Source organism: Paenibacillus sp. GXUN7292, from assembly GCF_050864975.1.
Classification (GTDB): Bacteria; Bacillota; Bacilli; order Paenibacillales; family Paenibacillaceae; genus Pristimantibacillus.
The window spans coordinates 199,708-213,122 of the sequence record NZ_JBOZWO010000003.1; the positions used below are offsets into that span (position 1 = coordinate 199,708).

General features: G+C 43.6%; 11 protein-coding genes. All 11 read right to left on the minus strand.

All coding sequences use genetic code 11. The features are described from left to right. Positions 1 to 16: 16 nt before the first annotated feature. A complete protein-coding gene (locus tag ACRRU2_RS05120; RefSeq protein WP_331699818.1) occupies positions 17 to 916 on the minus strand; it encodes an ABC transporter permease in 900 nt (299 codons plus the stop codon). After that, positions 913 to 1,965 carry a phosphotriesterase family protein gene (locus ACRRU2_RS05125; RefSeq protein WP_432500286.1) on the minus strand — a complete coding sequence of 351 codons (1,053 nt, stop codon included), beginning with the start codon at positions 1,963 to 1,965 and terminating at the stop codon, positions 913 to 915. The genes ACRRU2_RS05120 and ACRRU2_RS05125 overlap by 4 nt, the downstream gene beginning before the upstream one ends. Before the next feature lie 198 nt (positions 1,966 to 2,163). After that, positions 2,164 to 3,849 (minus strand): extracellular solute-binding protein, encoded by a 1,686-nt coding sequence (locus ACRRU2_RS05130; RefSeq protein ID WP_432500218.1) that lies wholly within the window; start codon positions 3,847 to 3,849, stop codon positions 2,164 to 2,166. Positions 3,850 to 3,914: 65 nt separating this feature from the next. Beyond that, positions 3,915 to 5,300, minus strand: coding sequence for a response regulator transcription factor (locus ACRRU2_RS05135; protein ID WP_432500219.1), 1,386 nt, complete (start codon positions 5,298 to 5,300; stop codon positions 3,915 to 3,917). Between the two features lie 5 nt (positions 5,301 to 5,305). Further along, a complete protein-coding gene (locus ACRRU2_RS05140) occupies positions 5,306 to 7,051 on the minus strand; it encodes a histidine kinase (RefSeq protein ID WP_432500221.1) in 1,746 nt (581 codons plus the stop codon). Between the two features lie 65 nt (positions 7,052 to 7,116). Further along, complete coding sequence (locus ACRRU2_RS05145) at positions 7,117 to 7,269, minus strand: hypothetical protein (protein ID WP_432500223.1); 153 nt, start codon at positions 7,267 to 7,269, stop codon at positions 7,117 to 7,119. A 107-nt stretch (positions 7,270 to 7,376) separates the two neighbouring features. Next, positions 7,377 to 8,525: a GNAT family N-acetyltransferase gene (locus tag ACRRU2_RS05150; protein WP_432500224.1), complete on the minus strand. Its 1,149-nt coding sequence runs from the start codon at positions 8,523 to 8,525 to the stop codon at positions 7,377 to 7,379. Positions 8,526 to 8,542: 17 nt separating this feature from the next. Beyond that, a complete protein-coding gene (locus ACRRU2_RS05155) occupies positions 8,543 to 9,466 on the minus strand; it encodes a dihydrodipicolinate synthase family protein (protein ID WP_432500225.1) in 924 nt (307 codons plus the stop codon). A 27-nt stretch (positions 9,467 to 9,493) separates the two neighbouring features. Continuing rightward, positions 9,494 to 10,579, minus strand: a complete 1,086-nt coding sequence (locus tag ACRRU2_RS05160; protein WP_432500227.1) for a sialidase family protein — start codon at positions 10,577 to 10,579, stop codon at positions 9,494 to 9,496. Between the two features lie 54 nt (positions 10,580 to 10,633). Then, positions 10,634 to 11,434, minus strand: a complete 801-nt coding sequence (locus ACRRU2_RS05165) for an amidohydrolase family protein (protein WP_432500229.1) — start codon at positions 11,432 to 11,434, stop codon at positions 10,634 to 10,636. 51 nt (positions 11,435 to 11,485) lie between these two features. Beyond that, entirely contained in the window at positions 11,486 to 13,411 is a 1,926-nt protein-coding gene (locus tag ACRRU2_RS05170; RefSeq protein ID WP_432500231.1) for a hypothetical protein, read from the minus strand. Positions 13,412 to 13,415: the final 4 nt, after the last annotated feature.

Sequence of the window (13,415 nt, forward strand, 5' to 3'; positions counted from 1 at the left end):
TTAACCCTTCCTTTCATCAAAAAATACGATAGTTTACTAGCCGGTACGCTAAGAAATAAGATAGAGCAATTAGAATAAACGATACGAGCGACTTAAATAAGCCAATTGCCGTAGCCACCCCAAACTGCGCATCAAGCAGCCCCATCCGGTAAATCAATGTGTCAAGAATATCGCCGCTCTGATAGACACTCGGGCTATACAAATTAAACACTTGATCGAACCCGGCATTTAGAACATTGCCCAGGCTTAGTGTCGCCATTAGTACAATAATTGGCACCATACCGGGAAGCGTCACATGCCATACTTGCCGGATATGACTTGCCCCATCCACAACGGCTGCTTCATACAAAGAAGGATTGATACCCGTAATTGCTGCTAGAAAGACAATGGTACTGAAGCCGAATTCCTTCCATACATCGGATACGATTAGGGCGAAAGGAAACCACTTATTGCTTCCAAGAAAAAAAATGGTGTCCATTCCCGCTGCCTGCAAAACCTGATTCACAATTCCTTCAGAAGGGGACAAAATATCAACCATTATGCCGCCCAAAATTACCCATGACAAAAAATGAGGCAAGTAGATTAAGGTCTGGACCCCACGTTTGATAAACATATTTTTCAGTTCATTTAATAGGATGGCAATAATAATCGGCACGATCAAACCAAGCAAAATTTTCATAGATGCAATATAAACAGTGTTATACAATACCTGCCAAATATCAGGCATCTGCAAGATATAACGGAAATTACCCAATCCAATCCAATCCGAGCCGAATATCCCTTTGATCGGTATAAATTTTTGAAAGGCAATAACAATCCCCGCCATAGGATAGTAGCTATAAATAAGCAGTACAATAATACCCGGAATTAACATGAGATGGAGAGAGGATTGACGCTTCAGCTTCTGAATATTCATGCTCCCTCATATCCCGTCTTGCCATCATCCATAAAGGCAGCCGGGTTGCCGCACATAAGCGTCTCAATTTGCTCTGCAGTTATGCCGGCATCCTCCATCATCGGTATTATATTAGTAATCATATGGTCATACCCCCAACCCCCGTAACGATGCAAACAGGTTTTCAGGCAAACATCAGTCGATATTAATATTTGAGAAAGAAATCCCCAGTCAATGAGTTGTTTAATGGCCATAACCCGCTCAATATCTCTGGCGAACATTCCCCTAAGCACACTTCGATCCCGCTTATCCGCATAAAATTCCTTGCCGAAATTATCGAATTCAACATATACGCCAAGGTTTAACAAGTCTTTAATATACGCCATTCGGATATCCACATCGATGTGGTTAATACAGACTTTCTCAGCCGCAGCCCCATGCTGGGTAAGCAGATCAACAATTTCATAGCCATTTGTACTATACAAATCTGTATGCACGTGCAAGCCTAGTCCGGTCTCCTTCTGCACAATCGCAGCGGCAAGCAGTGCCTTTCTTTCATTCGGATATATGATCTCGCTAGTGCCAATTTCTCCTATTACACCGGCTTTAATCGTTGTTCCATCTATACCAACTCGAATTTCGTGCAATAATTCTTCTACAATGCTATCCACCGTCTTAGCATCCATATCAGGCGGATGGGAACCGCGTACATAGTAGCCGCAGCCTGCTATAATATTTAAATCTAATTCCCTAGCCAAGCCCGCTAATAAAACAGGATCTCTTCCGATTTCCCTAAGTGTGAGGTCGACAAACGTCTTTCCCCCAGCTTTCTTAAATTTCAACAGCTCATTCCGAATGACATCCTCATCATCAATGACCGCATTATCCAAAACTGCATACGGATTGCGCATCAGCTTCCCGAGATTGCGTATATTTACTTGTTCATTGGCAAGCCTCTGTTGTGAAATTCCTATTGGAGCAGGCACTAATTTTCTAAGATCGATAAAGGCATGCTCATGAGGCAGAACCACACCGAGGCTGTCCTTACTTACCCTGCCCGTTACAGTCATAATTGACAAACCAACCATCCCCTAACCGCTTTTTATTCAAGGAAGCAGGTCCGTATTAGACCTTGCCTCCCTAAGGTGAAACGGCTGTCGCCATCCTTTGACGGCGCAGTGCGATTCATTCCGAGAAATATAAGATACGTATAGAGGTGAAGCCTATACTTGCTTATATTTTAAATAAGCTCTTATCTGTCTTTATGCTTACTTACTGGCCTTCCATTTTGCTACTTCTTCTGTAATTTTATCGCCGCCAAGGTTTTTCCAATTGATTACAAACTCATCGAAAGCATCTATGGAGGATTCACCCATCACAATCTTCGTAAACGTTTCCAACTCCATTTTTAACAAAGTAGCTTCTTTCTCCACCATGGTAGGCGTTGGACCGGATATAAATTTCGTCATCTTGAATTGATCCTTCGTATGATAGTCATACAAGATCGTTATTGCATCAAAGAATCTTGTAAAACCCCAACCGCTCATATCCCCATTGTTGAAATCGTTAATCCCCTTATAGAAGCTAGCCTGCCCTGGATTGCTCGTTAAATTAAGCAAAGATTCATCCTGCTTTTCCACTGCTTTGGATACATATTCATAGGTCTCCACATTTTGAATCGGGTTGGCTGCTTGTAATAAAGCATATTGCCACTTATCTACATCCCCATTGCGGTTCATATCGGTAAGCGGATACTTGCCCCGATCCCAATCATGACTTGCAGCATTTAGGAGCTTGATAGCCGCTTCAGGATTTTTCATCCCTTTTCTGACCACGTAATATTGATTCACATTGTATTCAGTTTGCGGCTGCGCCGGAGTATTGTCGATAGATGGCAGATGGAATGGCTTCCACTCCATCTTTTCATCCAGGCTCTTGCCATCTAGAAACAGGAGCGGCGACCAGTCGGCCCCATAGAACATCCCTAATTTCCCTGCATTTACGGTTTGAATAAACTTTTCTTTATCCTTCACGCCAAACTCCCGGTCAATATGGCCATTGGCATACATTTCTTGCAGCTTGGCAAGCGCCTGCTTCATCTCTGGTTGAATACTTCCGTAAACAAGCTGTCCGGAATCATCCTCCACCCAGCTTTTTGGATAAGCATGATAACCATTAAAGAACCCTTCAAGCCCCGGCTCCAGACCGTAAAAATCTTTTGCTGCACCCAGTCCATACGTATCATTTTTTTGGTTGCCATCTGGATCTTGTGTAACGAATGCTTCCGCAATGCTGAATACATCCTCCATCGTTTTCGGCTCAGGAAGCCCCAACTTTTCGAGCCAATCCGTTCGTACCCATAAAAGCGGGGCTGTGTCGAATGAACCTGAGTTAACCGGCAGCCCCAGCAGCTTTCCATCGAAGGTTGCTGATTCTATGCCCAATCCTCCGTCTTTCATTAGGAGTTCCTTCATTTTAGGCGCTCCATATTGTTCCAGCGCTTCTGTCAAATCAGCCAGTTGGTCTGCCTCGACCAATTGATTGAACTGAATGCCATCGACAGGCATAATATCAGCCAATTTGCCTGATGCCATCGCTATATTGAACTTTTGCTCATATTGAGACGGATCGGAAACCCACAAGTATTTGATTTTAATACCGAACTCATTTTCGTACAGCTTTGTCCATGCATTGTTTTCAATCGTTTCACCGTTTTCAAATTTCAAATTTGAATTTACAGTCCGGATTGCTGTTACTTCAATCGGCGGATCAATTTTTCCAAATGGATCATGGTTGGCCACTTCCACTGTTTCAGTTGGTTTTACTCCGTTGTCCGACGGCTTTGTTCCTCCGTTTGTACCGTTCTCCTCAACTTTGCCGCTGCAAGCTGCCAGCAAGACGAATGCGCATACCACCATAGATAGAAGTACAGATTTTGTCGAGTTACCCAGCATATTTTAGCCCCCTGTTCCTTTTTCCTTTCACCTCTAATTGTAAAATAACGCTTTCATGCGATCTATCAACAATCCTTGCCTTTCTTTGCGTTTGCTGTCCTCTTTAATTGTCTTTCTATCAAAAAGTTCTCCCGATACTCCTGCGGGGTCATTTGAAAAATACGTTTAAACGAACGATTAAACTGGGACGGAGCCTCATAGCCTGACGTTATAGCGATCTCCTGAATCTTCATAGTTGTGTCTTCCAATAAATCCTTTGCTTTCTTCATCCGTTCATTCGTAATATAATCCGACAACATTGCTCCAGTCGTCCGTTTGTATAAACGCGACAGATAGGTTGGACTATGATGGACCAAGGTAGCCAACGCCGTTAAGCTCAAATCACCATCCAAATTTGTTTTGACATATTGTTGAATGAAATGAATGAGCCGTTCCGTTTGCTCTCCCCTGACAGACTCATAAAGAGATGATAGCTTGTCCGAATCCTGAATTAGCATTTCTTGACCTTGGCCTGCGTATTGCGCGAGCAATTTTTTCAAATGATCAAACTGTCCCCCTATATCTTCCCAACTGCATGGCTCTTTCCCAATTACAAACGAAACTGGATACTTATAAAGTTGTATGCAGGATTGCTGAACAGATTCCATAATGGAGTAGACCCTCGTTTTCAAATGCTGCCAGGCACGATGCTCCTGTTCCCCTTCAGTCTGCTCGCCGGACCTTAACGCTATCGGTTGAATAAGCCAAACAATCTTGTTCAAATCAAATGTGACTGATAGCTGAATGCAAGTGGTCGCTAAATACTCCTCGGCAATATTTTGACATGCATAGAGTAACAGCATTCTGTCAGCTTCACTTACTTCTCCATTCCAGCCCTCTATACTTCCAATTACAACGAATACCTGCTTATTCGAAAGTAAAGAAATATCGGATTCAAGCAGTTTGTGCTCGCGTTCTTTTACAGAGAGTGCAGGTTCTGCCATTAACTTGAATAAAGTGCTTTTCTGAATGGCCGCAATGGCCGATTGCAGTTTCGTTCTAGCTTTAATGTCATGATTAATCCGTTCTTCGGCCTTGTCCAGCTCATCAATGGCTTTGTTTAACGCAGCAAGCAGAACGTGGTCATCTTCCGTTTTGAGCACATAGTCAACAATGCCACCCATGCGAATCGCATTACGGGCATAATCAAACTCATTGAAGCCAGTCAAAAATATAACTTTACACATCGGCCAGCTCTCTATAATCCGCTCATGCAGTTCAATACCGCTCATCCCTGGCATACGGATATCTGAGATGACAACATCGATCCGATTATGGGCAAGGCAGTCCAGCGCTTCGTAAACGTTATATGCCCGGTATGCCTCCAGGTCCCAATGCCCTGCCTCGTTAAGTAGCAGATTAATATTATTCACAATAAACGGCTCGTCATCTACAATAAGTATCCTATACATATTCGTTAGTCTCCTTTGCTGGTCGGAAAGTATATTTGAACAATTAATCCCTTGTTAGGTCCCTGCATCACTTCAAGCCCGCCTCGTTCACCATATTTCAACTTCAAACGACGCTGGATATTTACGAGTCCCGTCGTCTCCCCCTCTTTCTGAAAGGCCAGTTGACGAGTCAACTCTATAAGCTCCTGTTCCTGCATCCCTGCTCCATTATCCTCTACTACAAAATACAATCTGTCATCCATGCTCTTAAAATAAATCGTTAATTTCCCGCCTGCGATTGTTTCACTAAGCCCATGCTCATAAACATTTTCAACCAAGGGCTGTAAGATCAGCCTCGGTATTTTGATATCGTGAAATTCCTGGGGCAGTTCCTCAAATTTCACATCAATTCGGTTTGAAAAGCGTATATTTTGAATTTCCACATAGGAGCGAACATGGTTTACTTCATCCAATAGCAAAACTTCCTCCTGCCCATTTCTAGTAATAAATTGAAAATAATCACCCAAGTTTTTGGATACCAATTCTGCTGTGCGATTGTCATCATGTTTAATTAATCGATGCAAAATATAGAAGCTATTATAAAGAAAATGCGGGGTAATCTGCATCTGCAGCTGCTTCAGCTCTGATTGCTGCAGCCTGATTTTCTGTACGTAAAGCTCATCAATCAAAGTCTTCAATCGCTGGACTGTCTGATCAAAACGATTAAAAAGAAATCCAAATTCATCTGTACGCGTTGACAACAGAATCGGATTAAAATTGCCCTCCTCCACATTTCTGAAACGCCGCACGAGCATTCGGAGCGGCCTTTGAATTAATAGATATATACCATAGGAAAACAGAATGACAATAATAAGGGAACAGCCCACAAGCAGCCAAAACCAGATGCCATATGTCTTAAGCTGGCCAATAAGAAGATTTTCGGGAAAATAAAAGACGAGATTCGTATCCAAAAAAGTTGATTTATCGACAATAACGATATAGTTTTCTTTGCCTACTTTTAATTGTTCGGTAGAAAGAAAGGGCAAATCGCTATTTTCAACATGCTCCTTAATTTGTGCCAAAGCTTCCGGGTATTGCTTATTAGAGATACTCAAATTGTCATTGTACAGTAACGCGCCGCCTTCTTGCGGGAAAGATTCCAGCGCATTTATTATTGCTTCCTTAGATAATTCAATATTCTGAATAAAAACAGGAGACTTTCTGGCTTTTTCTTTATCAAATAAATATGTGGGGTAAGTTAAATTGAGGAACAGCCGATCTTTCCATGCTGTTATCGGTACGCCGCTCGAATAGGTTGCAAGTGTTACAGCTTCCATCTCTTCCTTAATGCCAGCGGCATCGGCTAAACTGGAAGTAGACACCACTCCCCCTATCGATTCGATATAGATCGTGATATCCTGTATGTAGCTGCTGGATTCCTTTAAATTAATAAGCTTTTCTGTTAAATCAATGATAGCTTTTGTTCTCTGATAGTCAGATAAACTCGAATTAATATTGCTGAGCTTCATCAGATTCTCGTCGTTAACGAAAGTCTTCTGCGTTAGAATAATTCTTTCTAATTCCTTCTCCAAGCTGGCAAAATAATAATGGATGGTTGTCGAGATGGAATTAGATATTTGACTTTTCACTTCCTGTTTGCCCAGCTCATTCAGTATCAGACTTAATGTGAATAATGGTGTCATAATAATTAGAAATGTTACTATCAATTTTGGAAAAATGGGCATATTGCCAAGCTTAAGCTTCGACCACACTTTATTCATCCCCCCTACAATATAGGTAAGCGTAATGTACTTCCTGCCTAGAATCAATAAATATATTAAAATTCCGACCGCTGTTGTAGTCCCATTTTTTGATGAAATAATCCTTGTAAAGGATAAAATTGGCCTACAAAGGCGGACGCTGCCGCTTCTCCATTCCCAATCTTGCTCTTCGTTCTCCTTTCTTTTTGCTTGCCAATCGTTGCCCACAATTAATCGACACCCTCTTAATCGCTAATAATTTCAAAAAGGCCATCACACAAGCCATAACTGCGGCTGTGTGATGACCTCCTTTTATTACGCAATGACCGATACCCTATTATACAAAATTCAATCCTTTCGTGTAAGGCAAAGGAACAGGAAAAAAGGGTTGGGCTTCATTTCGAAAATCTTCATTTGCATAATTGTTAAATCCCGCTTGACCAAAAACATATACTGACAAATCAACTATAGAAATCGGGGCTGACACAATAGAACCAATTGAAAGGATGACCTGTTCCGATTCTTCGTCTAATAGGTGAATACGCGGAATATCTTCTGCACGCTTTCTATGCTCCAGCCAATAAGGGGCAAGCTCTGCAAATAACTGTGCAGCATCGCTAATCCAGATGGTTCCCTGATTCCGTTCCTTTTGATAGCCAATATCAAGTCCGCACTGATCAATTAGAGTCTTTTCCTCATTGCTTATATACCAGTTTATTTCAGATAGTTGATAGAACGATAATAATTGATTGATTGTATAGGCAACTGCCGGGATAGCTCCTCCCCATTCGATCACTTGTCCTATTCGGTTTGACTCTTTTGCTTTATTATTGTACGCAAGAACAATAAAACCAATAACCTGAGTTCCTTCAAGAACGAGGATTGTCACTTGTTCCCAATCTCGAATAGCTGCAAGCGAGCCTGCTTCTATTAAGTCTGCCAAATCCCATATACTTTGCTCGAAGGCAACAGCTCCGCTACCCGCTATTCGATATACATGAAGCCAATCTGTTCCCTGCATCTCTCGAAAGCCTATTTCTTGACATGGAGCCACAGCTCGATTCAGAGTGAGTCTGCTAAAGAACGTGCAGTGGTTCCACTCTCCAAAGGTACGCAGCCCTGCCTCAATATAGATTGGCAGTTCTCCAGATACAAATAAAAGGGATGTCTTGGATTTCTGAGCTGACTGCTTAGCATACTCGAGTACTTTAGTCGCATACCCCTGACCCCGATAGGCGCTATCTGTACATACCGCTCCATAAGAGTAAACGGACAGCTTCGAAGACTTTACTCTAACAACGGAAGGTACCATCCCAGCAAATGACACTAGGCGATCTCCAACAAAGCAGCCTAAGCCTTGCTTTAAGCTGCGTGAGAATACTTTGGGCAGGGATAACCCCATTGACTTCCTCTGACCAGCACGAAATATTTGATCGGCAAGCCTAACAGCTGCTCCAAGCTCCTCATCCTTTAAATATCGAACCACAACTGACCCACCTTCGGTCATAGGAAACTCCCTTGACGCACACTATTATCGGATAATGCCAGTTGGTCAATAACAAGCTTCATATGGGCATTAAGCTCATGCTCATCCTTTGTTCTTGTCGTGATAGAGCGAATGACCCCCATTTTTTGCAAATAATACTTTGCACTAATAGGATAAGCCAAATGCTCAACCAATGAGGATAGCGTCAAATAATATTGCAGCTGCTGTGCCTTTTTACCGTTCGAATGATCGTTTTCAACAAGCCAAACGTACAAATCCGGATGAATATTAGCCATTACGCCGCTATAGCCGGCTGCGCCTTGCTCTAAAGAACTTAATAAGGTAGTAGAATTCGCATTAAACAGCCGCAGTGTTGTATTTTGGACAAGCCGCAATCTTTGCTGCAACAGCTTATCGTCACAGCAAGTATCCTTTAAAAATAAGATTTGGCCTGATTCCGCACAGAACTTCAGCATATGTTGCGACAGTAATCGTTTGTAAGGATACGGGCACTCGTACAGGCCAAAACGGATAGCAGGAAAGGCATGCAGAATCTTTTGCAAGTTCGCTATCCACACCTCATCACTCTCATTTGAGGATGCTAACCGATTGCTGACAAGCACAAATGCATCAATGCCTGTTTTACTAATCTCGCCAATTTCCTCCAGTTGTCCTTCAAGTGTGTCGCTTATATGACCAGAAGCAATAACAGGAACCCTGCCGGCTGTATGCTTTACTACGAAGGCGGCTAGCTGTACACGCTCCTCCAAGGTTAAAGCGAACATCTCACTTGACTGGCATACGGCAAACAGTCCTGCGACGCCATGAGCTATATACCACTCTATTAATTTTTCTAGGCTGTTATAATCAATCGTCTTGTCTTCATGGAAGGGTGTAATCATTGTAGGCCACACGCCTTGCCAATTAAACGTGTTAGTCACTATACTCATCCTCACTTTTCCGTTACATTAAGGCTTCCACAATGTAGCTGCAATATAGCAGGAACGAAACTGCTCATCGTTATAGTAATAAACAATGACCAATGTGCCGTCTGGGCGCAGGACAGCTCTTGGATATCCTACATCATGATTGCCCGCATCATCCCGCAAAATAATTTCTTCTCCCCAGGTCTCCCCTTGATCACAGCTGATCTTGGCGCGCATGCCGCATTTCTGATCACGGAAGCCATAGGTCATGACAAGGCGGCCATCCTGTAATAGTGTTAGCGTAGGCGGATTGCCGCCTATCCCTGTATTGCTGACAGGCCTGGTGACGTATCCCCAGCTTATTCCATTGTCCTCCGAACAATATAAATCGATATAATTTGAGGTTTGATCCTTGTCTTCATACTTTCTAATACGGTTGGCTACTAGTATTTTATTGTCTGATATTCGGACACTTGCCGGCATAATCGAAAATACATTTTCATCTGGCTTATCAATCCAGCTTAGGAATTGATGTGTTTTGCCGCCGTCTTCTGTTCTCGCGACGAAAACACGGCTGCCTATTTCCTGGCCCGATATCGTCTGCGCCGTTAGAAAAATAAGTGCTGTGCTGCTCGACTCAACTAAGTAATCGGTGCGCGCAGCAATTCCGATTTGATTCATTTTGCTTAATTCGAACGGTCCCTGCCAGGAATGACAACGGTCTTGTGATACGTAAAACCAAGATGCCGCGTCGCCTTCCAAATCCTTTCTGCCGAACATCATGGCAAAATTATCACTTTGAAAATCGGTCGTAACGTCCAAAGGTATCGGTCTATTAATCTCCAAATTATGAGAGTCAGGTTTCGTATGCTCCCCCACTGACAGTCCCAGATTTCCCGGTGTTTTTACAGGCATCTCTACACATTCCCAGTGCTCACCGCCATCTAGGCTTCTAGCTTGCATGGCTGTAAACGGCTGGGTACGATCTCTGGAATGGAATCCTCCATCGTTTAAGTAATAGCCAGATGTAAAACCCACTACAATCTCATTGCCAAATCCCCAAATGCCATAGTTTGCCGGCCAAGCTGCATATCTGCCTTCCTCTTGATAAATGACAATATGTTTCATCTCTTCCCAGCCTCTCGACTACATTTATTTTCTGTTTCCACCATATTTCAATATCTATTTAATCCCCAACACTCTGCGTAAGTTTCCACCCAGAATTAGCTCTAACTCCTCGTCGGATAAGTTCAAATTTTTCAAGCGCTCCAGCCCGATATTGGTTTCCTTCTCGAGGTTGTATGGAAAATCGAGTCCAAAAATAAGCTGCTTGGCACCGCCCTGCGCAACAAGCTCAATCAAACGTTCATCGGTCAGGTGCCAGAAGCGGCTAATATGCTTGGTAAATACACTTGTCAGTCCGCCATAAACATTACCGACACGCGAATTATTAACGATGACAGCCAGGGCTTCCGGGAAAAAACTGTATCCGCCGACATGCTCCAGACTGTATCCCAACTTGGGAAAGTGATGCGCGATTTCGTCAAACAATACAACATCGTAATCTTTTATGCGGTGCCAATGAATGCCGGTGTGAAAGGACAAAAACAACTTGTGCTCCTCAGCCGCTCGATAAGCTTCAAATGCTTCAGGCGATAAAATGTTGAATTTTTGATACGCCGGATGCAGCTTGATTCCTTTAAAGCCGAGCTCATAGATTTGCCGAACCTGTTCTTTTAAATTGCTTTTGTTAAAATCAAGCGTGCCAAATCCGAATAAACGATCCTGTTGTTCTATTTCTTTGGCCAGCCAGCCGTTGCATGACGTCTCTTCCGTATCCATCTGCCCGCTGAACGGAGCGTAGCAAACCGCTTGCTCGATACCGCAATTGTCCATAAGCTGCAGCAATCTAACCACGGTTGCATGCGGTCTGACAGTTTCCTGAAACACATGGGCATGATTAGCAAAAATCCGGTATGACATTTTTCCCACTCCTACTAGTTATGATTGGTAAACAAATAGGTCAATGAGGGCTTATACTTTCATAAAAGGCAATTTAGCAGTATCTAACCCACTGACAGAAAGCTTAGGTTGTTCTAGTAATTTACCGTTAATTTCGATATATTTGATTCCTTCACTAATAGGATTCCATACGCATTCCAGCTTCGTTTGACTATGTTCATACACAGTCCGCCGCATATGGGAAATTTTCCGCCCATGCGCCCACTCGCCCGTAATGACAACTTGATCAAACATACGGCGGAATTCCTCGAAGCTGCCAGCTTCCGCTTCGCTTCTTACTTCTGCAACAAAGCCGTTGCTGATCAGCTGAAAGCCGCGCTGTGCAAAATGCCGCTCTGGCCCTTCGTAATTATAAAAAGAGACGATAAGATAATCGCTGGTTTTTTCAACCTTTACAGCCTGTTCTCTGCCCAAATCTGAAAAAACAAGCGGGAAAAACGCCATATACACCGGACCATCCTTTACAAATACAGGACATGCCTCTACACTTGCCCCCTCGAGCTGATCGAGCCTGTGCTCACCAAGCCATATTTGTTCAACAGGCCCATACCTTGCACTAAGTAATAAACTCAGCTTTATACTAGAAACGGCTTCATGCAGCCCGATTTTGGGCTTATACAGCATCATCGCGGTCTGATCATGATGAATACCGATTTTACGGCCCTCATCCAAAAGAGCGTCCTTCCACTGCGGCCAGTTTATTTTGGAATAGTCGTTTGACTCTCCCCACTTCTTATCATTTAGAATCAGTCTGCTGCATACGGTCGCGATATCTTTTTGCTCCGTCACTTGCCCGCTGCGGCGGTAAAGCAAATGAAAGGCATCATCAAAAACACCGGTACGGAACTCACGGGACATGACTCCCATTGCAAAGTCCGGCTCCATATAGGTCGAGATCGAACCGCTGCCTGCCGGCATCTCAAATAGATCATCCGATTCATTGGGATTCGGCTGAGGCTTGAAGGTCGCAGCGCTATATTCGTATGTCCCTTGAACCCGATACGGATAGGACCTGTTTTTCATCTGCTCCACCAAATAGGCAGGGCAATGATACGTTGTATGGATTAAGCAGCCCGTATTGATCTGCATAAAGCCGACGCTATGATGAAGCAATTCGCCCGGCTTGCCAAATTTGCCAGTAAAGAAGGTGTTCATTGGATTAATCGCCACCTCATCGCCCAGCAAAATATAGAGCAGTATACGTGAAGAATGAGTATGCGCCGTTGAGTCAACTGCATAGGCCCGCGAATAAGGACCAGCCGTTTGAAAGGTAGTCGGATGATAGTGGAACAGCAAATCTACCCACAGTCTTTCCTCGCATTGCAATGCCATTTCCTGCAGCTCAGCGGAGAGCGGCAGCTCTGCAATTTCGGCCATACAATACGCTTGAATTGGCGTATAGGTCGGACTGTTGCACTCCGATGTAAATCCGCGTCTTTGCAGCAGCTTGCACAGCTGCTGCAAACGCTGCGCTCCTGCCTGCATATAGTCGTCCTGCTTGAGATACAGTCCGGCTGCTAGCAGCGTATACGCTCCCATCGTTGCATAATTATCATTGGCCCCCCGAAACTCCATCTCCACACTCGTAAATTCACGTAATAACTCGTCATTCAAATAAGCGGTAAGAGCGGCTCTGGCATCCGGTTCGAGCTGGTCATCATATTTCACTAACACCTGAAGGGCTGCCATAGGCGTGAAATGACACATAGAAAACGTTGTTGCCGTAATGATGCGATTCGCCAGCTGTATAGCCCCTCTATCGCCTGATTCCATATAACTGAGCACAAACCATATTCGCTCTCTCAGTCCAAGCGATTCCTCATGGCTATGGTTCACACGCCAATGACCGTCCTGATCAAAGTAATCCATCGTGTATTCCGCTATTTTTTCGTATATTTGCCTTTTTCGGTCCGCTTGTCCCTGCAAGTCATAGTACATCGTC

Coding starts and splice junctions, on each gene's coding strand:
- ACRRU2_RS05130 (WP_432500218.1), bottom strand. CDS start 3,849: ATGCTGGGTAACTCGACAAAATCTGTACTTCTATCTATGGTGGTATGC.
- ACRRU2_RS05120 (WP_331699818.1), bottom strand. CDS start 916: ATGAATATTCAGAAGCTGAAGCGTCAATCCTCTCTCCATCTCATGTTA.
- ACRRU2_RS05135 (WP_432500219.1), bottom strand. CDS start 5,300: ATGTATAGGATACTTATTGTAGATGACGAGCCGTTTATTGTGAATAAT.
- ACRRU2_RS05125 (WP_432500286.1), bottom strand. CDS start 1,965: ATGACTGTAACGGGCAGGGTAAGTAAGGACAGCCTCGGTGTGGTTCTG.
- ACRRU2_RS05160 (WP_432500227.1), bottom strand. CDS start 10,579: ATGAAACATATTGTCATTTATCAAGAGGAAGGCAGATATGCAGCTTGG.
- ACRRU2_RS05165 (WP_432500229.1), bottom strand. CDS start 11,434: ATGTCATACCGGATTTTTGCTAATCATGCCCATGTGTTTCAGGAAACT.
- ACRRU2_RS05170 (WP_432500231.1), bottom strand. CDS start 13,411: ATGTACTATGACTTGCAGGGACAAGCGGACCGAAAAAGGCAAATATAC.